This window comes from Arthrobacter sp. LT660, from assembly GCF_056172845.1.
Genome location: NZ_CM149651.1, coordinates 2,928,597 through 2,952,180, shown reverse-complemented (window position 1 = coordinate 2,952,180; position 23,584 = coordinate 2,928,597). Strand labels below are relative to the sequence as shown.

Genomic DNA, 23,584 nt, shown 5'->3' with positions numbered 1-23,584 from the left:
GTCCGTCAACCCCACGACACCGCAAGACCAGACCGCCGGGCCCGGCCCCGCGGCAGCGAACGAAAGGTGGGCCATGCTCAGCGAAGAGACCATCACCCAGATCGCCGACGAGCTCGTCGAGGCGGGGCGGACGCGCACCCCGGTGGCGCGCCTGACCGCCCGGTACCCGGAGATGACCATCGAGGACTCCTACCGGGTCCAGAACCTCTGGCGCCAGCGCTCCGAATCCGACGGACGCCGCCTGGCCGGCCGCAAGATCGGCCTCACGTCCAAGGCCATGCAGGCCGCGACCGGCATCAGCGAACCGGACTACGGCATCATCTTCGAGGACATGGTCCTGGAGAACGGCTGCACCATCAAGTGGGACCAGTACACCCACCCCCGCGTGGAGGTGGAGCTCGCGTTCGTCCTGAACAAGGACGTCACCGGACCGAACGCCACCATCTTCGACGTCCTGAACGCCACCGAGTACGTCGTCCCCGCGCTGGAGATCCTGGATTCGCGCATCGAGATGGAGGGCCGCACCATCGTGGACACCATCAGCGACAACGCGGCCATGGGCGCCATGGTGATCGGCGGAAACCCCGTCCGTCCCCACGATGTGGACCTGCGCTGGGTCTCCGCGATCCTCTACAAGAACCAGACGGTGGAGGAGACCGGCGTCGCCGCGGGCGTACTGAACCACCCCGCGGCCGGCGTGTACTGGCTGGCCAACAAGATCGCCGCCCACGGCGACGGCCTCAAGGCCGGGGAGACCATCCTCGCCGGCTCCTTCACCCGCCCGCTCTGGGTGCACGAGGGCGACACCGTCTTCGCCGACTACGGAAAGCTGGGAACCATCACATGCCGTTTCGAGTAAACCCCCCGAAGTCCCTCAAGGACCTCTTCTCCCCCGGCGGCCGCACGGTCGCGGGCATGTTCCTGAACTCCGGCGACGCCGGAATCGCCGAGATCTGCGCCGGATCGGGCCTGGACTACCTGCTGATCGACGCCGAACACGGGCCCTCGGGCCTCGAATCGGTCCTGGCGCAGCTCCGGGCCATCGCCGGGTACCCGACGGTCGCCGTCGTGCGCGTCCCCGCCAACGATCCGGTGGCCATCAAGCAGTACCTGGACCTCGGCGCGCAGTCCCTGATCGTGCCCATGGTCGACGACGCCGATGCCGCCCGCCGCGCGGTCGCCGCCACGCGCTACGCCCCGGCGGGCATGCGCGGCGTCGGTTCCGCGCTGGCCCGCTCCGCGCGCTGGAACCGCGTGCCGGACTACCTCGCCCGCGCCAACGAGTTCATCACGCTGCTCGTGCAGATCGAGTCCGCGGACGCCGTCGCCAACGCCGCGGACATCGCCGGCACGGACGGGATCGACGGCGTCTTCATCGGCCCCTCGGACCTCGCCGCGACCATGGGCCTGCTCGGGCAGCAGGACCACACAGACGTCGTCGACGCCGTCGTGCGCACCATCGGCGCGGTGAAGACGGCCGGTAAGATCGTCGGCGTCAACGCCTTCGTCGAGGCGCAGGCCCGCGCCTACCTCGAGGCGGGCGCGGACTTCGTGAACGTCGGCGCCGACGTTGCGCTCCTCGCCCGCGGGACCGAGGCGCTCGCAGCCACGTTCATCGGCGAGACGCCGAACGAGAACGGCACCCGGCACGACGCCGGAACCCCCGCCAGCTACTGAAGGAACCCATGAACCTCAACAGCATCGCTTCCCTGCCCGTCCGCACCGCGGCGCGCTCCCTGACCGGCAGCACCTACGCGGTGTTGGGCTACGACGCGTGGAAGACCCCCGGCGCACGCGTGGAGATGGCAGCCTCCACCCTGGCCAGCGTGCGCAGGGTCGTTCCGCTGCCGTTCGACGACGAGACGCTGGTGCGCGCCAACGGGGGCATCCAGGCCGCCGCCGGTGCCCTGATGACCCTCGGCGTCCTCCCCCGGCTTTCGGCGCTGGTGCTTGCCGGCTCCATGGTCTCGACCACCATCGCCGGCCACCCGTTTTGGACGGTGGAGGATCCGGCGGCGCGGAAAATGCAGCGGACGCAGTTCCACAAGAACATGGCGATGGTCGGCGGCCTGCTCTTCGCGGCCCTCGACAACCCCAAGGCGCGGGCCCGCCGCTAGATTCGCCGGCACCCCGAGTCCCGCGTCAGATGGCGGAGTGCTCCTGGCCAGCCGCCTCCAGGAAGGCATTGAGCGTGTGCATCCGGTGGGCGCGCGCGGCGGACTCGATTTCGCCGGGGGCGCCGCCGGACTCCAGCAGGTCCAACAGGGCGTCGTGCTCCTCGACGGACTTGCGGGCCCTGCCGGGGACGTGGCTGAACGCGGTCATGCGCATCGCGCGCAGCCGGCTCCACCCGCGGTGGACCAGGTCCAGGATGTGCGGATTGGGGCACCGCTCGTACAACGCGGAGTGGAACTCGTTGTTCAGCGCGGAGAAGCGCCGCGCGTCGAAGTCCTCCAGGCAACGCCGCATCTGGGCGTTGAGCTCGCGCGCCGCGGCGAGGTCCTCGGCCCCCAATCGGGGCGCGGCCAGCGCCGTCGCCGCGCCCTCGATCACCGCGAGCGTCTGCATGGTGTGCAGGTAGAGCTCCGGATCGGTGCCGGCGACGGTCGCGCCGACGTTCCGCTCGAACGTCACGAGGCCCTCGGCCTCCAGCCGCCGGACCGCCTCGCGCACCGGAACCACGCTGCATCCGAGTTCGGCCGCGATGGTCCCGAGCACCAGCCGGTAGCCAGCCACCAGCTCCCCGTTGGAGATCCTGCCGCGCAGCAGCGCGTAGGCCTGCTCGGATTTGCTGGGGGTCACTGCGCGCCAGCGCCCTCGGCGACCCACGCGTTATAGCGGGCCTTCCACTCCTTGTTCATGGGGAACAGCCCGTCGATCTGGTTGCCCTCCTTGACCATCTCGAACACGAACGTGTCCTGGCGCTCCTGCTCCACGACCTCGTCGGCAATCTCGGCTGCCATCGTCGGCGGGATGACCAGCACGCCGTCGGAATCGGCGACGATGATGTCCCCGGGCTGGATGGTCGCGCCCCCGCAGCCGATGGTCACGTCGGTGTCCCACGGGACGTGCTTGCGGCCCAGGACGGCCGGGTGTCCGCCGTTGTGGAAGGTGGGGATCTCCAACGCGGCGACGGCCGCCAGGTCGCGGACCCCGCCGTCGGTGATGATGGCCTCGGCGCCGCGCACCTGGGCGCGCAGTGCGAGGATGTCCCCGAGCGTGCCGGAACCCTTTTCGCCGCGGGCCTCCATGACCAGGATCTCGCCCGGGCCGACCGAGTCGATGACGCGCTTCTGCGCGTTGTATCCGCCGCCGTGGGACTTGAAGAGGTCCTCGCGGTTCGGCACGTAGCGCAGCGTGCGGGCGGTGCCGATGACCTTCTGCAGGCCCTTGGTGGCCTGCAGCCCGTCGACGGAGACGTTGTTCAGGCCGCGCTTGCGCAGCGCCCCGGAGATGGTGGCCGTCGCGACGGAGAGCAGCTTGGCCTTGACATCCTCGGTGAGCACGGATGGGCCCGTCACCGCCGGCGCGATCCCGGCGGACTCGGCCGTGCCGAACGCGTCGATCCGGTCGGCGTCGGTGATCTTCGGCCGGTTGCCGAACTCGGCGAAGCCCTCGGCGCCCTGGACGACCGGCGTCGACAGGCGACCGGTGCTCAGGCCGGCGGCCTCGTCGTCGACCTGGACCTCCACCGTGTCCCCGGGCACGACGACGGATGACCCCGCCGGGGTGCCGGTGAGGATGACGTCCCCCGGGTGCAGCGTCATCTGCTGCGAGAGGTCGGCGACGATCTGCGCGAAGGAGAAGATGAGCTCCCCGGTGGTGGCGTCCTGGGCCGGCTCGCCGTTGACCCACGTGCGGACCCGCAGCGCGCCCGGGTCCACGGAAGCGGCCGGCAGCAGCGCCGGGCCGATCGGAGTGAAGCCGTCGCCGGACTTGGAACGGACGTTCGAGCCCTTGTCCGCGTACTTGATGTCGTAGACGCCGAGGTCGTTGCTCGCGGTCACGTGGCCGACGTGGCCCCAGGCCTCCTCGACGGAAACGCGCCGCGCGAGGGAGCCGATGACGAGCGCGATCTCGCCCTCGAAGGCCAGCAGTTCGGTGCCGGCCGGGCGCTCCACCGGGGTTCCGGTGAGCGAGAGGGACGACGCCGCCTTCATGAAGTAGGAGGGGAACGCCGGCGTCCGGCCGCGCTGGGCCGCGCGGGAGGCGTAGCTCAGGTGGACGGCAAGGACCTTGCCGGCGGCGTCCAGCGTGGACTGGTCCACCGTGGTCGTGGCGGTGGTGGGATTCGCGTCGGGGTTCACGGGCTCTCCAGATGTGATGTACGAAATCGTATACGAAACTGTGTGAAGCGTATCACCCGGGGACTCAGACGCCCATGGCCCGCTTGATCGTCGCGGCCGCGCGGGTGAGCCGCGCGCCGATCGTCGCCGGGGACAGCGAGCTGGCGGCCGTCGCATAGACCACCACGACGGCGGCGCGCAGTTGCCCGGGAACCACCACTGGCGCGGCCACCGAGGACACGCCGCTGATGACCTCGTCGCGGCTGGTCGAGTAGCCGGTCTCGCGGGCCTCTACGGCCGCCTGCCGGTAGGCGACGTGCGTCTCCAGCGCCTCCCACTCGGCCGCGGTGTAGGTGGACTGGATCGCGATGCCGGGCGCCCCCTGGTCCGCCGGGTGGCGCGTTCCGGGCCGTTGCAGCACCGTGGCCGGGCCGTGCAGCGGCTCGACGGTGACCAGCGTGGTGCATTCGTGGTGGTCCCAGACCACAATCAGCGCGGACATCGCCATCTCATTCGCGATGGCGTTCAGCTCCGGCAGCGCCGCGGTCTGCAGCGCCCGCTGCACGCCGCGGGCCAGGACCACCAGGCCGGGCGCGGGCAGGACACGGCCGGACTCGTCGCGGGTGGTGAGGCGGTGGTCCTCCAGCGTGCGCAGGATCCGATAGGCGATCGACCGGTGGAGTCCGAGTGCGGACGCCAGCTCGGCGATGGTCATCGGACCCGGCGCGTCCGCGAGGATCTCCAACGCTTGGATTCCGCGCGAAAGCGTCTGCGAACGCGTGGAATCCGCGGCGGGCGCAGCGGCCGGCGTCGTGTTGTCGGCTGGCTTGGCCAAGGGCGACCTTTCGGCGTGAATCGGGGCCGGGCGCGCCGAAACGGCGCGCCCCGTCGTTCGCAAAATTCTATATCAGAACAACGGGGCGCCCCGCGTGCCCACTAGTCGTCCGACGTCGCCGATCCCTCGTCCGATGTCGCCGGCCCCTCGGGCGTCGCGCCGCCCTCGTCCGCCCACTCCTGGCCCTGCTCGTCGGTGCGCGCCGGGTCGGAGACGACGTCGTCGTCGTGCTCTTTCTTCTGCTTATTGCTTTCGTCGGTGGCCATCACTACTCTCCCTGTGTCGGCTATGCGGTGCGTTCGACCGCCGTGGGAGAGAATCTACGGCATCGGCCTGGGGCTACGCTGGCACCGTAAGTAACGTCGGATCACCAAGGAGCAGACATGTTGCGATTCTTCCGCCTGGCAAGCATGGCGTTGCCCGCCGCCCTCTGGCTCGTCCGCAAGTTCCGGGAGCGGCGCACCGGCGCGCGAAACCCCACGAACCACCCGACGTCGGTGCACAATTCCCGCGACACCCACGGACGTCCCGGCGGGACGCCGCCGGCGGGCCCCAGCAACTAAAGCGGCAGCGTTCCGCCGCCCTTCAGATTCTTCATCACGATGGTGCTGGTCAGCTTCTCCACCCCGGGGAGGCCGACCAGCACCTCGTCGTAGAAGCGCTGGTACTCCGGCAGGTCCTCCCCGATGACCTTCAGCAGGAAGTCCGGGTCCCCGAACAGGCGGTTGGCCTCCACAATCCGGTCGATGCCGGTGACCGCCTCCTCGAACGCGAGCATGTTCTGCCGGTCCCGCAGCGTGACGAACACCAGCGCCTGGAATCCCAGCCCCACCCGCGCGGGGTCGACGACGGCGCGGTATCCCTGGATGACGCCGGAGGATTCGAGTTCCTTCAGGCGGCGGTGGCACGGGGCGACCGTCAGGCCCACCACGCCGGCCAGTGCCGTGGCAGTCATTCGCCCGTCGTGCTGCAGGTTGCGCAAAATATTTTTGTCAATGTCGTCAATCACGCATAAACCTTATCCTTTGTCGCGGTTTTGGCGATCAATCGGGACAGCACTTTTCCCCGGGATTTTCCTAGGCTTGAGGGGCACCCGTCCCCGCACCAGGAGCCGCCCCGTGGAACCACAGATGATCCTTGGCTTCGTCGTCGTCTCCGTGACGCTCGCGCTCACCCCGGGGGCGGACTGGGCCTACTCGATTGCCGCCGGACTCGGCAGGAACCGCATGGCCCCGGCCGTGGCTGGGCTGTGCGCCGGCTATTTGGTCCATACGGCACTCATTGTCGCGGGGCTGGCCGCGCTCATTGCCGCCCGTCCCGAACTCCTCACCGGTCTCACCGTCCTGGGCGCCGGCTACTTGTTGTGGCTCGGCATCACGACAGCGCGCTCATGGCGCGGCGCCGGCTTCGCGGCCACGGATTACGACGGCGGCGGCACGCGCGACGGCAACCGCGTCCCCGACGACCGCGACGGTACTTTCGACGTCGCCGCGGAGGCAGCCGCGGCACGCTCCGCCGCCCGCCGCAGTTTCCTCAAGGGACTTGGCATCAGTGCATCCAATCCCAAGGCTCTCCTGCTCTATTTGGCACTCATCCCTCAGTTCGTCGCGGCCGGGCAGGCGCTGCCCATTCCCGTGCAGACGGGCATCCTCGGGTTGTCCCACTTCGCGATCACCGTCGGCGTTTACACGCTGGTGGCGGTTGGGGCCCGACGGCTGCTCCGATCCCGCCCGGGGGCCGCGCGCGGCGTGACGCTCGCGAGCGGCATCGTGATGATGGCATTGGGCTTGGCCCTGCTGGCGGAGCGGTTACCTGGTCTCGTCGACGACGCGGCACGGGTTGCCGCCGCGATCGGCTAATTCGTCTGGGCAGTCGCCCTCCCCGTTTTGTTGGTTGGCTTCGGGGGTGGGGTGTTGTCCACTGGCTGGTGGGCGGTTCCAAAGTGTCGGGGGTCTCTTCTAGTGTGAATGCATGGATACGAACATGGATTCGGTAGTGGTGGGGGGATGGGTCCTCACCCCGGATCCTGGCTTGCGTGGGGTGAACGCGGGGCGCAGGTTCGAGCTCGCGGAGGAGCTGCGGCGGTTCGCCGAGGCCCAGGCCTACCGGGCGATGGTGATCCTGCACGACGACGCCCAGCGCAAGACCCCCGCCCACCTGGAGGCGTTGGAGTCCGGGCCCGGGATGGGGATCTCCGCGCGGTCCGGGAACCTGGTCACCCGGCCGGGTTTCGCGGCGGCCGTCACCCAGATCGCGCTGGTCCGGGCGGTGCCCTCCGAGGTCGCCCAGCAGTGCCTGAACCACGCCGAGGTCCTGTCCACCGACCTGCCCGAAACTCTCCACGCCCTCACCGGGGGGACCGTGGATCCCTCCCACGTCGCGGTGATCGCCGAGCAGGTCCTGCGCATCGTCCCGCGGCCCATCCCGGTCCCGGAGTCGAAGGACCCGGCGGCGCGGGAGGAATGGATGCGTCGGGTCGACGCGGAGGAACGCGCGGTGCACGCGGGCCGGAACGAGCTCGGGGGCAGGCTCCTGGACTACGCCGCGGGCCGCAGCCCGGCGTCGGTGCGGCAAAAGGGCAAGGCCCTGTTGGAGAAGTACGATCCCGTGTCGTTCGGGAAGCGGTCCAAGAAGGCCAAGGACGACCGGTGGGTGCGCGTGGAGCCCGGGAACAACGGCATGGCCTACCTCACCGCCGCGCTGACCTCGGCGACGGCCGAGGCGATCTACGACCGGCTGGACCGACAGGCGAAAATCCTCAAGGACACCCCCGCGGACCCGGACGGGACGCCGGAGGAGCGGACCCTGGACCAGCTGCGCACCGACGCGCTCACCGACCAGCTGCTCGCAGGACCCGCCGGGTCCGGACTGGAGAACGTCCAGGCCCACGTGAGCATCACCGTCCCGGCGACCCTGCTGCCCGCCCTCGCCCGCGCCGGCGCCACCCCACCCCCGGCAACACAACCGCCGCCGGCGGCCGATCGGCCGCCGGCCACCGACGAGGGACCGCCGGCGGCGGCCCCGGTGCCCGCGCGGGACATCCCGCCGGGCGCGGAGCCTCCCACCGCCGCACGCCTCGGGGCCCTGGACCTGGAATCCACCGCGGCCCTGCTCGCCGCGGCACCGTCGTGGTGGCGGGTCCTCACCGACCCCTACGACGGGGCGATCATCGACTGGGCCCACAACCGCTACACCCCCACCCCGGCCCAGCGCCGCGCCCTCACCCAGCGCGACCACACCTGCCGCACCCCCGGATGCCACCGCCGGGCCGCCCGCTGCGAACCGGACCACACCATCGAATGGCAACACGGCGGCACCACCAACCTGAACAACCTGGCGATGCTCTGCAAACGGTGCCACCGCCTCAAATCCCTCGGCATCCTCACCATGGACCAACACCCCGACGGGACCATCACCACCACCACGCTCTGGAACACCACCCACGAATCCGCCCCCGACGCCCCCTGGGCCACCACACGCCCGGCCACAGGCACCGGCACGCAGCCGCGCACGGAGAATGCGGACACGCAGGAGGCGGACACGGACACCCCCGAGCCGTGGGACGACCCGCCGCCGCCCGAGGTCGTGGACAGGCTCAACGCGGTCCTGTTCGCCGAAGCCGCCCACGACCCCGACACCCCGCCGGCCGACCCCACCGCGGACGCCGAGGAGGCGATCGCGTCCTGGCAGGCCATCCAACAACACCGGCAACGGCTCGGACACCAGGCCGCCGAACGCGAGAAGGACAACCACGCCTGGGAAACGGCCGGCGGCTACGACCTGCCCCTGCTCCTGGAACTGATCGGCATGACCGACCACACCCCGGCCCAAAACCCCGACAAACCCCCACGCTTCTACCCGCGGATCCCCGAACCCCGCCGACCACGCATCCGCCAGATGCGCCCACGGAAACCGCTCCCCGGCAACCACCCACCAGACCCGCCACCAAAAAAACGCCCCACACCAAGAGCGATCCCGCCAACGAACCCCAACGACCCACCACCCTTCTGACACCAGCGGGCCGCGTGGCAGTGATGCCGCGAACCGACGCTAGGATTAGTCTCGTCGGCCGAGGGGACCGATATTCTGCGCATCCTGGGGGGATCGTGACACCTACACCGATTGACGAATTTGGTGTGTGCGGGGAGGGCCAGGTGCCGCTCCGCTCCGCGAGTGGCCGGATTCCGCAGGCAACGGCTCGGTCGTGGATATCCGTGACCACCGCAGGCACGGTCGCGACCGCAAGCGGGGCAGCCGGAACAAACGGCGCGGTTCCGGTTCCGGCGGCGTCGGCTCCGGCGACTCTCGGAGCATCGGTTCGGTGAAAACCTTCCTGGTCCTCGCCTTCGTGGCGTTTCTCGTGTTCGGACCCGGACTGTTGCAGCGTCACGTCGTCCCCTTCGCCGAGCCCTATCTTCCCGGTGCCGACATCCCGCCCCGGGGCGTCGAGGCCGCCGACTCCCCGCTGGGCCAACCGCCTTCCGTCGCCGCGTCGTCGTCGTACGCGCTGCAGCCCACGCCCGGAGACTCGCAGCCCTTCGCGGCCTACGATCCATGCCGGCCGATCCACTACGTCATTCGCCCCGACAACGCACCCGCTGGCGGCGAACGGTTGATCCACGAGGCGGTCGCGGAGATCTCCGCGGCCACCGGCCTGCAATTCGTCCACGACGGCGCCACGACCGAGCCGTTCACCGACAAGCGGGAGAAGTACCAGCCCGATCGGTACGGGAAGAGGTGGGCGCCCGTGCTCATAGCGTGGGCGACGCCGGCGGAAGTTCCGATGCTGGCGGGCGACACCGCCGGTCTCGGTGGAAGCTCCTACGCGGGCGCGACTGGCGGCCCCCTGGTGCTTGTGGCCGGGCAGGTCGCGCTCGACGCACCGGTCTTGGCCGAAATGATGGGATGGCCGAACGGCGCCGCTGCCGTTCGCGGCATCATCATCCACGAACTCGGACACGTGGTGGGACTCGACCACGTCAACGATCCCTCACAACTCATGTATGTCGGACCGGGCGGGACGTCGACGCTTGCCGAAGGCGACCTCGCGGGTCTGGCCCTGCTCGGCACCGGGGAGTGCGTTCCGCAGATCTAGCGCCCCAGGTGCCGACCCGTGGCACCGTCCCGACAGCCGGCATCATGCATCTTCACAGCAAACCCACATGCGCAGTCGGCATGGATCCCGGCTTCCCGTTCGTTGACACCAAGTAGACGTCACCAACGGATCGGGAGGATCTGCGTGTCCACCTCGGACATCTTGGACACCACACTGCACGCCGCCGACGGTGCCGGCAGCGATGGCACACGTCGAGCCGCACGTTCAGGCCCCGCCACACGCCGGACGATCGTCGTGGTCGGCATCGACGGCGCAGGCAAGACCACGGCGGCGCGGGCGCTCGTGGCCCGTGAACAAGCAGCCGGTCGACCAGCCCAACTGCTCCGCAACCCGGGCGGGCGCCGCTGGCTCTCGCGCCGGGCAGAGACGCTGGGCCTTGCCGTCCCGCCGCCGCCCGCGGACAGGTTTGAGACCGTGGTCCGCACGGCGAACGTCGTCGCGGCGCACCTCCGCGCACTGGCGTTCGGTGGCACCAGCGTGATGGATCGGCATCTCGTCTGCCAGTTGGTCCTCCGCCGGGTCCGCGGACTGCCATCCGGCCGGGCACTGGGTTGGTTGGCCGGCGCCCTGCCGCGGCCAAACGCCGTCGTACTCCTGGACGTGCCTCCGGAAATCGGGCACGCGAGGGTCCTGGCCCGCGGCGAGGACTCGGAGACGCCCGCCTACCTGAGCGCGGCGCGCACCCACTACTTGTCCCTTGCGGCTGAACACGGTTGGCACCTCGTCGATGCCACGGGTTCGCCGGACGAGGTCGCGGGCCGCATCGAAGCGGTCGCGCTCCCCCGGTAGCCTGTGTGGCGGGGCGGGCGGAGCTGTCCGCAATTGACACCACCCCGTACTCCCTGCCATAGTTTCGAGCATGAACCTGTCAGACAGCTGGACAGCCGGACAGCCCCTCATCGATCGCACCAGTGCCGCGGAGTCCGTCTTCCGCGCACTCCGCGGAGCCATAGAGGACCGGCGCCTCGCCGTCGGCTCCAAGCTGAGCTCCGAGGCAACGCTCGCGGCACAGTATGGAGTCAGCCGCTCCGTCATCCGCGAGGCCCTGCGCTCTTGCGCCGCGCTCGGTCTCACCCGCACGGAGACCGGCCGCGGCACGTTCGTGGTCGCCGACCGACCGCGCCGCGACCTGATGCTCGGATCCCTGTCCGCCAGCGACCTCGTCGAGGCCCGCCCGCATATCGAGATCCCCGCCGCCGAGCTCGCGGCCCAACGGCGAACCGCCGACGACATCGCGGAACTGCGCGGTCTCATGGAGGCCATGCGCTCGGAGGACGACGGCGAGGCGTGGGTCGAGCTCGACGCCGCCTTCCACGCGGCCATCGCCCGCGCCAGCGGCAACGGCGTGTTCGCGCGGATCGTCGCCGACATCCGGGAGGCCATGTCCCACCAGTCGGAGACCATTAACCTGGTCACCGGACGCCAGAAGACCTCCGACATCGAGCACCAGACCATCTTCGAAGCCATCGAGAACCAAGACGTATCCGCCGCCGCATCCGCCATGGAGGCGCACCTCGGCGCCGTGCGGGGCGCCGTCGCCGACATCGTCAGGAACGGACACCGATGAAACCCAATCCCGCCGCCGCCACCCTCCCGGCACACGAGCCACTCGCCGTCCAGACCCGCGGCGACCTCACAGAAAGCATCCACTACGGTTCCGTCGTCGTCCTCGATCCGCACGGGCGCGTCCTGATTTCCCGGGGCGAGCCCGCCGCCGCCTTCTACCCCCGCTCGGCGCTCAAGCCGATTTTCGCCGTCGGAATGCTGCGCGCCGGCGCCGAACTGACCCGGGAGCAACTCGCGCTCGCGGCCGCCAGCCACTCGGGATCCGCACGGCACCAGGACGTCGCCCTCTCGACCCTGGCCGCCGTCGGCTTGGACGAGGACGCGCTGTCCAACAGCACCGACCTTCCCTACGGCGTCGGCGAGCGCGCGGACTCGCTCCGCTCGGGTCGGGGCGCCACCCGGTTGGCCCAGAACTGCTCCGGGAAACACGCCGCCCTCGTCGCGCTGTGCGCCGCGCGGGGCTGGCCGGTCGCCGGGTACTTGGACGCGGCCCACCCGGTCGCCGAACTGCTGGCCGACGCCGTGCGCGACCTGACGGGCGAGGAGCCGGCAAGCGTCGGCACCGACGGCTGCGGCACCCCGGTCCACGCCGTGTCGCTCGTCGGCATGGCGCGCGCCTTCGGGCGTATCGCGTCCGCCCCAGCCGGAACGCCGGAACACGCCGTCGCCGAGGCCATGCGCGCCCACCCGGACCTTGTCGCCGGCGAGGGACGGGACGTGACGGCGCTGATGCGCGCCGTCCCGGGGCTCGTCGCCAAGGACGGATTCGAGGGCATTCAGGTCGCGGCGCTCCCCGACGGAACGTCGGTGGCGGTCAAGGTGTCCGACGGCGGTGATCGCGCCCGCATGCCCGTCGCCGCCGGGGCGCTCCTCGCGGCGCTGCGTGCGGACGCGGGCGCTAGCGCCGAGGTCGTCCTGGGTGAGGAAGCCGCCCTGGCGACCTTCACCAGCGTTCCGGTGCCCGGGGGCGGACAGAACGTCGGCCAGCTGACGCATCTGCTTTCCCCCGACGCCGCGACCGGCATCCCCACCCGCACCGAGCACGATCTCATCGGCTACCGCGAGGTCCCGGCCGACGCCTACTGGGGCATCCACAGCCTCCGCGCCGTGGAAAACTTTCCGATCACCGGCCAGACGCTCGCCTCCAATCCGCACCTCGTCCGGGCCCTCGCCATGGTGAAACAGGCCGCCGCACGCGCCAACCGCGATCTGGGGCTGCTCGACGCCGAGAGGTCGGGGGCCATCGACGCCGCCTGCCAGGAGATCATCGACGGCGCGTTGCACGCCGAGTTCGTCGTGGACGTCGTGCAGGGCGGCGCCGGAACGTCCACCAACATGAACGCCAACGAAGTCATCGCCAACCGCGCGCTGGAACTCCTCGGCCACGCCCGCGGCGACCACCGGCACCTCCACCCCAACGACCACGTCAACCTGAGCCAGTCCACCAACGACGTCTATCCGACGGCGGTCAACGTCTCCACCGCGTTCGCCGCGCGCCCGCTTCTGGCTGCTCTCTCCGAGCTCGAGGCCGCCTTCGCGGCCAAGGCCGTGGAGTTCCGCACCGTGGTGAAGATGGGCCGCACGCAGTTGCAGGACGCGGTTCCGATGACGCTCGGCCAGGAGTTCGGCACCTACGCCGTCACCATGCGCGAGGACCGGGACCGGCTGGCGGAATCGTTGGTGCTGGTGCACGAGATCAACCTCGGCGCCACCGCCATCGGCACGGCCCTCAATGCCCCGCCCGGGTACGCGGAGTCGGCGCGGAAGTACCTCGCCGAGATCACCGGACTCCCGCTCACCACTTCGCCGGACCTCATCGAGGCCACCCAGGACGTCGGCGCGTTCGTGCACCTGTCCGGCGTCCTCAAGCGCGTGGCCCTGAAGCTCTCCAAGATCTGCAACGACCTGCGCCTGCTGTCCTCGGGCCCGCGCGCCGGGCTGAACGAGATCAACCTTCCGGCCGTCCAGTCGGGATCGTCCATCATGCCGGGCAAGGTGAACCCCGTGATCCCCGAAGTGGTCAACCAGATCGCGTACCAGGTGGTCGGGAACGACGTCACCATCTCCATGGCGGCCGAGGGCGGACAGCTGCAGCTCAACGCGTTCGAACCGATCATCGTGCACAGCCTCTCCGCCTCCATGCGACACCTGGAGGCGGGCTGCCTGACACTCTCGCGCCGCTGTGTCACCGGGATCACGGCCAACGCCGAGTTCCTGCGCCGCAACGTGGAGAACTCGATCGGGCTCGTGACGGCGCTGAACCCGCGCCTGGGCTACAGCGAGTCCACCTCGATAGCCCTCGAGGCCCTCACCACCGGCCGCGGCGTCGCAGAGCTCGTTCTGGAGCGCGGCCTGCTTACCGAGGCCGAGCTCGCCGAACTGCTGCAGCCCGAACGCCTGGCGAACCTCGCCCAATAGCGGACGACGGCGGGGCTCGCCCGCCGTCTACCACGGCCGTCGTGCTCCCCGGTGGGGCGCGTTACTTGCCCTTCGAGGCCCCGATGGCCCAGACGCGCGGCAGCGGCGTGCCGTGGACGGAGTGTTCTCCGATGTGGCGCGCCTTGAACACCCAGGGGTTGTGGTTGCCGGCGGTGCGCGCATTCCGCCAGTGGCGGTCCAGGTTCTTCGCGGTGCTGGTAGCCGAGGCCGCCAGCGCGTCGAAGGCATGGGAGACGGCGGACGTGACCAGCGGCGTCAATGCGACCTGCGCCTGCGCGGAGCCGAGTTCGGCGTCGTCGTTCGCGGCCTCGTCCTGCTCCTCGTTCACGGACCCGTCGTGCCGTCCGAGCGCCGCCTCATAGGCGCCCTGCAGCGCGACGGCGACGCGGTGCACCGCGCCCTCGGCCACAAATGCCGCCGAGGACACCTCGCCGATGACCTGCAAGAGCTGCGGATCCTCGTTGGCGCGCTCGGCCGCCCCGTGGCTGAACGTGCGCCTCCTCGCCAGGAGTTCCGCGGCGAAGTCGCGCTCCGCGGCCCGCGCCGCGCCGGCCAGAACCGTGAGTAGCACGGCCTGGTAGAACGCCGTCTGGTATTTGAAGCGCGTGTCGAAGTCGATCAGGTGCCCCTCCTGAACCACCGCGTCGGTGAACGTGCTGGTGCCGGTGCCGGTGGTGCGCTGGCCGAATCCGTCCCAGTCGTCGTCGATCCGCACGCCGGGCTGGTGGGCGTTGACCGCCGCGATGACTCGGACGCCGGTGTCAGTGCGCTCGGCATAGGTATCGATCCAGTCGGCGTAGATGCTGCCGGTCGAATAGTACTTGGTGCCGTTGACCACGAATCCGCCGTTGCCGTCCGCGGTGACCTTGGTGAGGACGTCGCCGATCTCGACGGCGCCGACCTCGGTCCACGAGTTGCCCACCAGCTCTCCGGCCGCGAAGCGCGCCAGCCACGCGTCGCGGGCCGGGCCCGGCGCGGCGGCGAGGCGGTCCTCTACGAATGCGAAGTGCCCGCGCAGCGCCTGGCTGATGTTCGGGTCCGCCGCCGCCAGCTCGGTGAGCAGCGCGAACAGATCCGGCAGATCCACGCCGGCCCCGCCATGGGACTCCGGCACGCGCACGGCGCCGAAACCGGCCGCGGCCAGTTCCCTGATCGCCTCGCGGGGAAGCTCCTGGGTGCGGTCGCGCTCGGCGGATCCGGCGGCGATGGACTCGAAAATCGGACGGAAGTGGGCGGACAGGGTAGCCAGCCGGTTCTGGTGGGCGTAGGTGGTGGTCATGATTCCTCCGGGTGGTTGGTTGTCCCGACTCTAGGAGGCCGCCACCGCTGCGTGCCCGTGTGTGGTCACGCGGGGTTTTCGCGCGTCACGCGGGTTGTTCCGGCGTCACACCCCGTCACCCAGCGTCATGTCGCCACCGTTCCCCCGCGGACGATCACGGCCTAAAATGGGCTCACGGCATCCAAAGGAGCGGTGAGTGCAATGAAGCGCCTGAACCCGATGAACGCTCAGCGTCATCCCAGCGAGAATCCGCTGCGCGACATGCAGGGGCACGGCCCGCACGGACTCCACGGCTCGGCCGACAGCCCCGGCATGCCGAACCTCGCCGGCGCGCAAATCCCAGGGCCCGGAACGGCGCACATCTACTACGGCGAGGACGGCCGCTTGCCGAACGAGGCAGCCGGACCGCAGGAACTGCAGGGCCACCTCGGCGTCGAGGGCTGGGTCCGCCGGCTGTTCCGGCGCCGTTCCGCGCACTGACCGAGCACTAGCCGTCGCCGGGGTTTCGCCCACACCGAACACGGGGATGCGGCGTGCGGCGTTCCCGTACGCTTGAAGGACTATGGACGACCCTCCTTCTCTTTTGCCCCTGTCCCGCCCCACGGGAGAGGGGCCAGCCCATGTATGAGTGGATCATGATCGGCGTCGGCCTGATCCTGACCGTCGGCACCGGCCTGTTCGTGGCCTCCGAGTTCGCGCTGGTGAACCTGGACCGCCACGATCTCGAAGCCCGCGAATCCGGCGGCGAGAAACGTCTGGGACCGACCATCAAGGCCCTCAAGATCACCTCGACGCACCTCTCCAGCGCGCAGCTCGGCATCACGCTGACCACGTTGTTGACCGGGTACACGCTCGAACCGGCCATCAGCAGCCTGCTGAGCGGACCGCTGCAGGACGCCGGGGTCCCGGCCGCAGTGGTGCCGGGCATCGGCGCCGTGGTCGGCATCTTCATCGCCACCGTGTTCTCCATGGTCATCGGCGAACTGGTGCCCAAGAACTTCGCGCTGGCGCTGCCGCTGGCCACCGCCAAGCTCGTGATTCCGTTCCAGTCGGCCTTCACCGCCGTGTTCAAGCCGATCATCGTGCTCTTCAACAACACGGCAAACGCAATCATCCGCTCCTTCGGGATCGAACCCAAGGAGGAGCTCTCCGGTGCCCGCAGCGCCGAGGAGTTGAGCTCACTCGTCCGGCGGTCCGCCCTCGAGGGCGTGCTGGACCTGGACCACGCCGCCCTCCTGCACCGCACGCTCCGCTTCTCCGACCACAGCGCCGACGACGTGATGACGCCCCGCGTGCGGATGTCCACCGTGGGACTGGACGACACGGCGGAGCAGGTCATCGAGCTGGCCACCGCCACCGGGTATTCGCGCTTCCCGGTCATCGGACGCGACAGCGACGACGTGCGCGGCGTCCTCCACGTCAAGCAGGCGTTCGCCGTCGCCCTCGACCGGCGCGGATCCGTCTGCGCCGCGGACCTCATGGTGCAACCGCTGCGCGTTCCCGAATCGATGGGCGTCGACTCGCTGCTGCTGCTCCTGCGCAAGCAGGGCCTGCAGGTGGCCATCGTCTCCGACGAACACGGCGGCACGGCCGGAATCGTCACCCTGGAGGACCTCGTCGAGGAGATCGTCGGCGAACTCGAGGACGAACACGACCGCGCGCGCGTCGGCGTCGTGCGCTCCGGAAAGTCCCTGACATTCGACGCCTCGCTGCGGCCCGACGAACTCCGGGACCGCACCGGCGTCGTGGTTCCCGAGGGCGAGGAATACGACACGGTGGCCGGGTTCGTCACCGACGCCCTCGACCGCATGCCCGAACTCGGGGACGAGGTCCCCGTGGACTCCGGCGTCCTGCGCGTGGAGCGCGTCGCCGGAAACCACATCCAGCGGCTGCGCTACATGCCCGCCGAATCCGGGGACGCGCCCATGAGTCCCCACGACCGAATAGTCGAGAGCCTCACGAAGGACCAGACCCATGAGTGAATACCTGCCCGGCATCATCTGGCTGGTGGTGCTCCTGGCCGTGAACGCGTTCTTCGTCGGCGCCGAGTTCGCCGTGATCTCGGCCCGCCGGTCCCAGATCGAGCCGAAGGCGGAGGCCGGCAGCAAGGCCGCCAAGACCACCCTGTGGGCCATGGAGCACGCCACCCTGATGCTGGCCACCAGCCAACTCGGCATCACGGTCTGCTCGCTGGTGATCCTGAACGTCTCCGAACCGGCGATCCACCACCTGCTGGAGATCCCGCTCGGCCTGACCTCCCTGACCGCCGAGGCCATCGGCATCATCGCGTTCGCCACCGCCCTGCTGCTGGTGACCTTCCTGCACGTGGTCCTCGGCGAAATGGTCCCGAAGAACATCTCCTTCTCCGTGCCGACGCGGGCAGCCCTGCTGCTGGCTCCCCCGCTGGTGCTCGTGGCGCGGATTTTCAAGCCGGTCATCTGGTCCCTCAACGGCATCGCGAACGGCGTCCTGCGCCTGTTCAAGGTGGAGCCCAAGGACGAGGCCACCAGTGCCTACACGCTGGACGAGGTGGCGAACATCGTGGAACAGTCCACGCGCGACGGCATGCTCAGCGACACCAGCGGCACCCTGACGGCGGCCTTCGAGTTCACGTCGAAGTCGGTGGCGGATGTCGAGGTGCCGATCCGCGACATGGTGCTGCTGCCCGCCACGGCGACGCCCGCGGACATCCAGGTGGCCGTCTCCAAACACGGATTCTCGCGCTACATCCTGACGAACGACGACGGCGAACCCACCGGCTACCTGCACCTCAAGGACGTCATGGACCTCACGACGCCGGAGAAGTTCGCCCGCGCGGTGCCCGCCAAGCGCATCCGCCGCCTGGCCTCGGCCTTCCGGGACGGGGAACTCGAGGACGCGCTGGCCACCATGCGCCGGACCGGCGCCCACGTGGCGCGCGTGTTCGACTCCACCGGCGAGACCACCGGCGTCCTGTTCCTCGAAGACATCATCGAAGAGCTTGTCGGAGAGGTCCAGGACGCCACCAGCCGCTAGCTGTATTGACCACGAACGTTGGTAACGCTCGGCGTGGGTGATTGAACCAAGGAAGACCTCCGGGTGAGTGTGGGCTTATTCAGAGTCCGTCTCACCACAGGAGGTCTTCCATGGTCCACGCTAACGCACGTCTCGCGCCGAGGGGGCGCTTGTCCCTGGCCCAAGCCATCGTCGAGGACGGTTGGCCCCTGCGGCGGGCCGCAGAGCGCTTCCAGGTCTCGGCCACCACCGCCGCCCGGTGGGCAGGTCGCTACCGCGAGCTCGGCGCCGAGGGCATGGACGACCGTTCCAGCCGGCCCGAGAGCTGCCGACACCGGACCCCGGTCCGCCGCGAGCGCAGGATCATCGCCATGCGCGCGAACCGACGCTGGGGTCCGGCACGCATCGGGTACCGACTGGGGATGCATCCCTCGACGGTGCACAAGGTCCTCTCCCGCCACGGGCTTTCCAAACTGAAGTGGCAGGACCGCGCCACGGGCCGGAACATCCGCCGCTACGAGCACGAACGCCCCGGGGACCTGGTCCACGTCGACATCAAGAAGCTGGGCCGGATCCCCGACGGCGGCGGCCACAAGGCCCTGGGCAAGGCCGCGGGCCGGCGGAACAAGACCGGCACCGCGGCCAACCGCAGGCCCGGCTACGCGTACCTGCACAACGCGGTCGATGACCACTCCCGCCTGGCGTACACCGAGATCCTCGGCGACGAGAAAAAGGAGACGGCTGCCGCGTTCTGGGAAAGGGCCAACGCCCACTTCAACAGCTGCGGCGTCGAGGTGCGGCGCGTGCTGACCGACAACGGATCCTGCTACCGGTCCCACGCCTTCCGGGACGCCCTGGGCCCGGACATCAAGCACAAGCGCACCCGTCCCTACCGGCCCCAAACCAACGGCAAGGTCGAACGCTACAACCGCACCATGCTCGAGGAATGGGCCTACGCCCGCACCTACACCTCGGAGACCGAACGCGTTGCCGCTTTCGAAACCTGGCAACACCACTACAATCACCACCGAGGCCACACTTCGCTACGAGGACTTCCACCAGCGTCCCGCGTACCCAACCTCAGTGGTCAATACAGCTAGCCGACGGCGGGCGCGCCAAATAGCATCGCGGCGGCGCGTTCGGCGATCATCACGGTCGGCGCGTTCGTGTTGCCCGTCGGGACCAGCGGCATGATGGAGGCGTCGGCGATGCGCACGCCCTCCAGACCGTGCACCTTCAGCGTGGCGGGATCCACCACCGCCATCTCGTCCACGCCCATGGCGCACGTGCCCACCTGGTGGTGGTAGGTCACCACGGACTCGCGGATGTACGTCTCGAGGTCCCCGTCGTCGATGTCCGGACCTGGGTAAACCTCCCTTGGCCCCCACGGTTCCAGCGCGGCGGACCGGCCGATCTCGCGGCACTGCCGGACCGAAGCCACCAGCGCGTCGACGTCGGCCTGCTCGGCGAGGGCGCCCAAGTCGATCCGGATCGGATCGGAGGCCTTCGGCCCGCTCAGCGTGATCTCGCCGCGGCTTTGCGGCCGCACCAGCCCGCCCAGCATCGAGAACCCGCCGTCCGCGCCGGACATCGGACCCCGCCCGTACCCTTCCGTGTACATGGGGACGGAGAAGAAGATCGGCTGGGTGTCCGCGACGGGAAGCCCGGGCCGGCTCTTCCAGAACAGGTGCACCTCCGCCGGGGCCACGTCGCCCACCGGCACCGGTTCCGCGGTGGAGAAGATCACCGGCGAGAGCAGGTGGTCGTGCAGGTTCTTGCCGACGCCCGGCAGGTCGTGGACCGGGTCAACGCCCGCCTCGCGCAGCTCGTCCGCGGGCCCGACGACGGAGCGCAGCAGCAGCTCGGGGGAGTTGATCGCCCCGGCGCACAGGATCGTTTCGGCGGCCCGCACGGTCCTGGTTCCGCCGTCGTGCTCGAATTCGACGCCGGCAACCGTCCCGTCCTCGAGGACCAGACGGCGCACGTGGGCACCGGTCAGCAGCGTCAGGTTCGGTTCGGCGGCGACGGGCTTCAGATAGGCGTGCCACGTGTTGAAGCGCTTTCCGTTCCGCACGTTGAGCTGCATGCGGGACACTCCCTCGACGTCGCCCGAGTTGTAGTCCTCGTTGAGCTTGACCCCGACCTCGACGGCGCCTTCCAGCATCGCCTCCTGCACCGGGTTGCGCGGGAAATCCTTGACGACGTCGAGCAGCCCGGCGTCGCCACGCGTGTCCGAGGCGCCGCCGTCGTAGTTCTCGATGGCCTTGAACACGGGCAACACGTCCTCCCACGCCCACCCGGCGCATCCGGCCTCGGCCCAGCCGTCGTAGTCCCAGCGGTCGCCGCGCACCCAGATGGTGGCGTTCAACGCGTGCGATCCGCCCATCACCTTGCCGCGCGGGAGGTGGATGCGGCGGCCCGCGGCCCCGACCTGCTCGGTGGTGAAGTAGTCCCAGTCCTGCGGGCTGTGCCACAGGGCGCCGAGGTTGTAGAGGTGCTCGATGTTTGGATTGGTGTCCTGGTCACCGGCTTCGAGGACGGCGACGCGCTTCCCTGCGTCGACGAGCCGGCGGGCGACGACGTTGCCGGAGGATCCGGCCCCGACGACGATGTAGTCGAATTCCTGGTTTTCCTGCGTGCTCATGGTGGGCCTTTCGGGCGAAGGGGAAGGTGGGGCGGCGTCAGCCGTTGATGACCTGCGGCGAGCCGAGCCCCTTGAGGCCCTCGATGCCGAACTCCAGGCCGTAGCCGGACTGCTTGGCTCCGCCGAAGGGCATGCGGGGATCGACGGCCCCGTGCTTGTTGATCCAGACCGTTCCGGCCTCCACGCGCGCCGCGACCTCGCGCGCCCTCGCCGGGTCGGCGGACCAGACGGAGGCGCCGAGACCGACGTCGAGCCCGTTGGCCATCTCGATGGCCTCGTCCAGGCTCGAGTAGCGGATGATCGGCAGTGCCGGGCCGAACTGCTCCTCGGCGACGAGCGGGTTCCCGTTGTCGATGTCGGCCACGAGCGTCGCGGGGTAGAAGTAGCCGGGCTGTGCCGTCTCCGGGTTGCCGCCGAGCAGGATGCGCGCGCCGGACTCCCGGGCGGACTCGACGAGGCGCGCGACGACGTCGAACTGGGCCTTGTTCTGCAGTGGACCGAGGACGTTGTTCTCGTCCAGGCCCACGCCCATCGGCGCCTGCCGGGCAACCTCGACGAGCGCCGCGCAGACGGCGTCGTAGAGCGACTCCGGGACGTACAGGCGCTTCAGCGCCGCGCACGTCTGGCCGGTGTTGATGAACGCGCCCCAGAACAGGTCCTGCGCGATCGCCCGCGGATCTGCGTCGTCCAGGACGATGCCCGCGTCGTTGCCGCCGAGCTCGAGCGTGAGGCGCTTGACGGTGTCGGCGGACGAGCGGATGATCGCTTTCCCCGTCGCCGTGGAGCCGGTGAACATCACCTTGTCGATGTCCGGGTGGGAGGCGAGCCGCTCGCCGACGTCGCGGCCGCCGGAGACGACCTGCAGGACGCCGACCGGCAGCGCCTGGTTCAGGACCGCGGCCAGCGCCAGGACGCTCAGCGGCGTTTGTTCGGAGGGCTTGACGACGATCGTGTTGCCCATCCGCAGGGACGGGGCGATCTGCCAGATCGAGATCATCATGGGCCAGTTCCAGGGGCCGATTGCCCCGACGACGCCGAGCGGACGGTAATGGAGTTCGGCGTACGCCTCGCCGTCGTCGACCAGGACCTCGGGCTCCATCTCGAACGACGCCGCGGCGCGCAGCCAGGCGGAGCACGCACCGACCTCGAAGCGGGCGTTGGGTCCGTTCAGCGGCTTGCCCTGTTCACGGGAGAGCAGTTCGGCGAGCGCCTCGGACGCGGCGTCGATCGCGTCCGCCGCGCGGAGCAGGTGGGCGCTTCGCCCGGAGTGCCCCAACGCGGCCCACGCGGGCTGGGAGGAACGGGCCAGTGCCACGGCGGCATCGAGGTCGGCCGCGGCGGGTTGACGACTCCCTTCCACTGTGTCCCAGGACACATGGGGCGGTCTTGTCTTTCCCGGCGGGCTTCTTGTCCCCTAGCGCGGGGTTCGCCGGTACTGCGACGGCGATGCGCCGAATGCCGCGCGGAACGCGCGGCTGAAGTGGGCGGCGTCAACCAGGCCCCACCGGGCGCCGATGGCCCCCACCGGCACGTGGGCGTGCAGCGGGTCCAAGAGGTCGCGTCGGCACCGCTCCAGCCGGCGTTCGCGGACCCATGCGCCCACGGTGTGCCCGGCGTCGGCGAAGAGCTGGTGCAGGGTGCGGGTGGAGATGAAGTGGGCGGCGGCGATCTCCTGTGGCCCCAGGCGTGGATCCGCGAGATGCGCCTCGATGTGGTGCTGCACGCGGCGGAGCAGGCGCGCGTGCCCGTCGGCCGCCTGGTCCGGCTTGGCGTAGACCTCGTTGGCGAGCAGGGTGGACAGCAGGTCCACCACGTTCATGGCCAAGCGGTAGCCGATCGGACCCTGGAGCGTCGGCAGCATTTCGCCAATCTGCGCGAGGAAGGGCGAGACCGCCTCCCCGAGTGCCTGTCCCCGGCCCATGCTGACCGCGGTGAGTTCGGCGACGTCCTCCGGGGACAGCCCGAGCAGGTGCTGGGGAAACATCAGCACCAGCGTGCGGAAGTCGCCGTCGAAGGAGAGCGTGTAGGGGCGCTGGGTGTCGTAGATGGCCAGGTCGCCCGGCCGCATCACGGTCTCGCGGCCGTCCTGCAGCAGCATTCCCCGCCCGTCCAGCTGGAGGCTGAGCTTGTAGTTGCCCTCGCCCCCGGCCGCGATCAGTTCCGGGGTGCGCCGGACGGTGTGTCCGGACGCGCTGACCTGCATCATGCCGACGTCGTTCAGGCGCCGCCCGCCGACCCGTCCTCGGAAGGCGCCGGACGCCGAGCGGCCGCGCAACGGCTCGGCACCCAACGGTACGAAAGAGGTCGAGATCAGGCGGCGCCACTGGGTGAAGCCGTCCGCTTCCTGCATCTGGTACACCGCCGACCTCCCCGCGCGCCGTGTGATCGGCAACACACGCGCCCCAATATCCAGGAGCGGATCGAC

23 protein-coding genes and 1 pseudogene are annotated in these 23,584 nt (G+C 69.9%); 15 read left to right on the top strand and 9 right to left on the bottom strand.

Annotated elements, in window-relative coordinates:
• Nucleotides 1-73 precede the first annotated feature (73 nt).
• From hpaH to AC0QSG_RS13745, 3 genes are read left to right on the top strand one after another with little or no spacing between them, the layout of a single operon-like run.
• Nucleotides 74-859, top strand: a complete 786-nt coding sequence (hpaH, locus tag AC0QSG_RS13755) for a 2-oxo-hept-4-ene-1,7-dioate hydratase (RefSeq protein WP_475375812.1) — start codon at nucleotides 74-76, stop codon at nucleotides 857-859.
• Nucleotides 844-1,677 carry an HpcH/HpaI aldolase family protein gene (locus tag AC0QSG_RS13750; RefSeq protein WP_475375811.1) on the top strand — a complete coding sequence of 278 codons (834 nt, stop codon included), beginning with the start codon at nucleotides 844-846 and terminating at the stop codon, nucleotides 1,675-1,677. The genes hpaH and AC0QSG_RS13750 overlap by 16 nt, the downstream gene beginning before the upstream one ends.
• Before the next feature lie 8 nt (nucleotides 1,678-1,685).
• Nucleotides 1,686-2,117: a DoxX family protein gene (locus tag AC0QSG_RS13745; protein WP_475375810.1), complete on the top strand. Its 432-nt coding sequence runs from the start codon at nucleotides 1,686-1,688 to the stop codon at nucleotides 2,115-2,117.
• 25 nt (nucleotides 2,118-2,142) lie between these two features.
• Here AC0QSG_RS13745 and AC0QSG_RS13740 read toward each other — a convergent pair whose 3' ends face one another.
• The 4 genes from AC0QSG_RS13740 to AC0QSG_RS13725 form a co-directional block, all read right to left on the bottom strand.
• Nucleotides 2,143-2,802 carry a GntR family transcriptional regulator gene (locus tag AC0QSG_RS13740; protein WP_475375809.1) on the bottom strand — a complete coding sequence of 220 codons (660 nt, stop codon included), beginning with the start codon at nucleotides 2,800-2,802 and terminating at the stop codon, nucleotides 2,143-2,145.
• Nucleotides 2,799-4,307: a fumarylacetoacetate hydrolase family protein gene (locus AC0QSG_RS13735; protein WP_475375808.1), complete on the bottom strand. Its 1,509-nt coding sequence runs from the start codon at nucleotides 4,305-4,307 to the stop codon at nucleotides 2,799-2,801. The genes AC0QSG_RS13740 and AC0QSG_RS13735 overlap by 4 nt, the downstream gene beginning before the upstream one ends.
• A gap of 64 nt (nucleotides 4,308-4,371) precedes the next feature.
• Nucleotides 4,372-5,121 carry an IclR family transcriptional regulator gene (locus AC0QSG_RS13730; protein ID WP_475375807.1) on the bottom strand — a complete coding sequence of 250 codons (750 nt, stop codon included), beginning with the start codon at nucleotides 5,119-5,121 and terminating at the stop codon, nucleotides 4,372-4,374.
• Between the two features lie 101 nt (nucleotides 5,122-5,222).
• Entirely contained in the window at nucleotides 5,223-5,387 is a 165-nt protein-coding gene (locus AC0QSG_RS13725; RefSeq protein WP_435729074.1) for a hypothetical protein, read from the bottom strand.
• A 117-nt stretch (nucleotides 5,388-5,504) separates the two neighbouring features.
• Between AC0QSG_RS13725 and AC0QSG_RS13720 the strand changes: the two genes are divergently transcribed.
• The gene (locus tag AC0QSG_RS13720; protein ID WP_475375806.1) at nucleotides 5,505-5,684 is read left to right on the top strand and encodes a hypothetical protein; all 180 of its coding nucleotides are present in this window, start codon (nucleotides 5,505-5,507) and stop codon (nucleotides 5,682-5,684) included.
• On the opposite strand, the gene AC0QSG_RS13715 is transcribed toward AC0QSG_RS13720, so the two are convergent.
• On the bottom strand, nucleotides 5,681-6,130 hold the full coding sequence (locus AC0QSG_RS13715) for an Lrp/AsnC family transcriptional regulator (protein ID WP_475375805.1): 450 nt from the start codon (nucleotides 6,128-6,130) through the stop codon (nucleotides 5,681-5,683). The two genes, AC0QSG_RS13720 and AC0QSG_RS13715, sit on opposite strands and share 4 nt — an antisense overlap.
• 109 nt (nucleotides 6,131-6,239) lie before the next feature.
• Here AC0QSG_RS13715 and AC0QSG_RS13710 point away from each other — a divergent pair, with 109 nt between their 5' ends.
• The 7 genes and pseudogenes from AC0QSG_RS13710 to AC0QSG_RS13680 all read left to right on the top strand — a co-directional run bounded on the left by AC0QSG_RS13710 (nucleotide 6,240) and on the right by AC0QSG_RS13680 (nucleotide 14,221).
• Nucleotides 6,240-6,980: a LysE family translocator gene (locus tag AC0QSG_RS13710; RefSeq protein WP_475375804.1), complete on the top strand. Its 741-nt coding sequence runs from the start codon at nucleotides 6,240-6,242 to the stop codon at nucleotides 6,978-6,980.
• Between the two features lie 124 nt (nucleotides 6,981-7,104).
• Complete coding sequence (locus AC0QSG_RS13705) at nucleotides 7,105-9,132, top strand: HNH endonuclease signature motif containing protein (protein ID WP_475375803.1); 2,028 nt, start codon at nucleotides 7,105-7,107, stop codon at nucleotides 9,130-9,132.
• Nucleotides 9,133-9,325: 193 nt separating this feature from the next.
• Nucleotides 9,326-10,216, top strand: coding sequence for a matrixin family metalloprotease (locus AC0QSG_RS13700; protein ID WP_475375802.1), 891 nt, complete (start codon nucleotides 9,326-9,328; stop codon nucleotides 10,214-10,216).
• A 144-nt stretch (nucleotides 10,217-10,360) separates the two neighbouring features.
• Nucleotides 10,361-11,026 (top strand): dTMP kinase, encoded by a 666-nt coding sequence (locus AC0QSG_RS13695; RefSeq protein WP_475375801.1) that lies wholly within the window; start codon nucleotides 10,361-10,363, stop codon nucleotides 11,024-11,026.
• Between the two features lie 70 nt (nucleotides 11,027-11,096).
• The gene (locus AC0QSG_RS13690) at nucleotides 11,097-11,804 is read left to right on the top strand and encodes a FadR/GntR family transcriptional regulator (RefSeq protein WP_475375800.1); all 708 of its coding nucleotides are present in this window, start codon (nucleotides 11,097-11,099) and stop codon (nucleotides 11,802-11,804) included.
• Nucleotides 11,801-12,733: pseudogene (locus tag AC0QSG_RS13685) on the top strand (asparaginase); the annotation flags it as partial. The gene AC0QSG_RS13690 and the pseudogene AC0QSG_RS13685, both read left to right, overlap by 4 nt.
• Nucleotides 12,734-12,799: 66 nt before the next feature.
• Nucleotides 12,800-14,221, top strand: a complete 1,422-nt coding sequence (locus tag AC0QSG_RS13680) for an aspartate ammonia-lyase (protein ID WP_475377317.1) — start codon at nucleotides 12,800-12,802, stop codon at nucleotides 14,219-14,221.
• A gap of 61 nt (nucleotides 14,222-14,282) precedes the next feature.
• Here AC0QSG_RS13680 and AC0QSG_RS13675 read toward each other — a convergent pair whose 3' ends face one another.
• Nucleotides 14,283-15,521: an acyl-CoA dehydrogenase family protein gene (locus AC0QSG_RS13675; RefSeq protein WP_475375799.1), complete on the bottom strand. Its 1,239-nt coding sequence runs from the start codon at nucleotides 15,519-15,521 to the stop codon at nucleotides 14,283-14,285.
• A 201-nt stretch (nucleotides 15,522-15,722) separates the two neighbouring features.
• Between AC0QSG_RS13675 and AC0QSG_RS13670 the strand changes: the two genes are divergently transcribed.
• The 4 genes from AC0QSG_RS13670 to AC0QSG_RS13655 all read left to right on the top strand — a co-directional run bounded on the left by AC0QSG_RS13670 (nucleotide 15,723) and on the right by AC0QSG_RS13655 (nucleotide 19,615).
• The gene (locus AC0QSG_RS13670; RefSeq protein WP_475375798.1) at nucleotides 15,723-16,001 is read left to right on the top strand and encodes a hypothetical protein; all 279 of its coding nucleotides are present in this window, start codon (nucleotides 15,723-15,725) and stop codon (nucleotides 15,999-16,001) included.
• 140 nt (nucleotides 16,002-16,141) lie between these two features.
• A complete protein-coding gene (locus tag AC0QSG_RS13665; protein ID WP_435728232.1) occupies nucleotides 16,142-17,503 on the top strand; it encodes a hemolysin family protein in 1,362 nt (453 codons plus the stop codon).
• The gene (locus tag AC0QSG_RS13660) at nucleotides 17,496-18,536 is read left to right on the top strand and encodes a hemolysin family protein (protein WP_475375797.1); all 1,041 of its coding nucleotides are present in this window, start codon (nucleotides 17,496-17,498) and stop codon (nucleotides 18,534-18,536) included. The genes AC0QSG_RS13665 and AC0QSG_RS13660 overlap by 8 nt, the downstream gene beginning before the upstream one ends.
• A gap of 110 nt (nucleotides 18,537-18,646) precedes the next feature.
• Nucleotides 18,647-19,615 (top strand): IS481 family transposase, encoded by a 969-nt coding sequence (locus AC0QSG_RS13655; protein ID WP_475375796.1) that lies wholly within the window; start codon nucleotides 18,647-18,649, stop codon nucleotides 19,613-19,615.
• Here AC0QSG_RS13655 and AC0QSG_RS13650 read toward each other — a convergent pair.
• The 3 genes from AC0QSG_RS13650 to AC0QSG_RS13640 are packed head-to-tail and all read right to left on the bottom strand — an operon-like array spanning nucleotide 19,612 to nucleotide 23,509.
• A complete protein-coding gene (locus tag AC0QSG_RS13650) occupies nucleotides 19,612-21,159 on the bottom strand; it encodes a GMC family oxidoreductase (protein ID WP_475375795.1) in 1,548 nt (515 codons plus the stop codon). The two genes, AC0QSG_RS13655 and AC0QSG_RS13650, sit on opposite strands and share 4 nt — an antisense overlap.
• 37 nt (nucleotides 21,160-21,196) lie before the next feature.
• A complete protein-coding gene (locus AC0QSG_RS13645) occupies nucleotides 21,197-22,534 on the bottom strand; it encodes an aldehyde dehydrogenase family protein (RefSeq protein ID WP_475375794.1) in 1,338 nt (445 codons plus the stop codon).
• A gap of 39 nt (nucleotides 22,535-22,573) precedes the next feature.
• Nucleotides 22,574-23,509 carry an AraC-like ligand-binding domain-containing protein gene (locus tag AC0QSG_RS13640; RefSeq protein WP_475377316.1) on the bottom strand — a complete coding sequence of 312 codons (936 nt, stop codon included), beginning with the start codon at nucleotides 23,507-23,509 and terminating at the stop codon, nucleotides 22,574-22,576.
• Nucleotides 23,510-23,584: the final 75 nt, after the last annotated feature.

Bases quoted from the DNA above. Each gene is read 5' to 3' on its own strand.
- hpaH (WP_475375812.1), top strand. From the start codon at position 74: ATGCTCAGCGAAGAGACCATCACCCAGATCGCCGACGAGCTCGTCGAG.
- AC0QSG_RS13750 (WP_475375811.1), top strand. From the start codon at position 844: ATGCCGTTTCGAGTAAACCCCCCGAAGTCCCTCAAGGACCTCTTCTCC.
- AC0QSG_RS13745 (WP_475375810.1), top strand. From the start codon at position 1,686: ATGAACCTCAACAGCATCGCTTCCCTGCCCGTCCGCACCGCGGCGCGC.
- AC0QSG_RS13725 (WP_435729074.1), bottom strand. From the start codon at position 5,387: ATGGCCACCGACGAAAGCAATAAGCAGAAGAAAGAGCACGACGACGAC.
- AC0QSG_RS13720 (WP_475375806.1), top strand. From the start codon at position 5,505: ATGTTGCGATTCTTCCGCCTGGCAAGCATGGCGTTGCCCGCCGCCCTC.
- AC0QSG_RS13705 (WP_475375803.1), top strand. From the start codon at position 7,105: ATGGATTCGGTAGTGGTGGGGGGATGGGTCCTCACCCCGGATCCTGGC.
- AC0QSG_RS13690 (WP_475375800.1), top strand. From the start codon at position 11,097: ATGAACCTGTCAGACAGCTGGACAGCCGGACAGCCCCTCATCGATCGC.
- AC0QSG_RS13675 (WP_475375799.1), bottom strand. From the start codon at position 15,521: ATGACCACCACCTACGCCCACCAGAACCGGCTGGCTACCCTGTCCGCC.
- AC0QSG_RS13670 (WP_475375798.1), top strand. From the start codon at position 15,723: ATGAAGCGCCTGAACCCGATGAACGCTCAGCGTCATCCCAGCGAGAAT.
- AC0QSG_RS13665 (WP_435728232.1), top strand. From the start codon at position 16,142: ATGTATGAGTGGATCATGATCGGCGTCGGCCTGATCCTGACCGTCGGC.
- AC0QSG_RS13660 (WP_475375797.1), top strand. From the start codon at position 17,496: ATGAGTGAATACCTGCCCGGCATCATCTGGCTGGTGGTGCTCCTGGCC.
- AC0QSG_RS13655 (WP_475375796.1), top strand. From the start codon at position 18,647: ATGGTCCACGCTAACGCACGTCTCGCGCCGAGGGGGCGCTTGTCCCTG.
- AC0QSG_RS13650 (WP_475375795.1), bottom strand. From the start codon at position 21,159: ATGAGCACGCAGGAAAACCAGGAATTCGACTACATCGTCGTCGGGGCC.
- AC0QSG_RS13640 (WP_475377316.1), bottom strand. From the start codon at position 23,509: ATGCAGGAAGCGGACGGCTTCACCCAGTGGCGCCGCCTGATCTCGACC.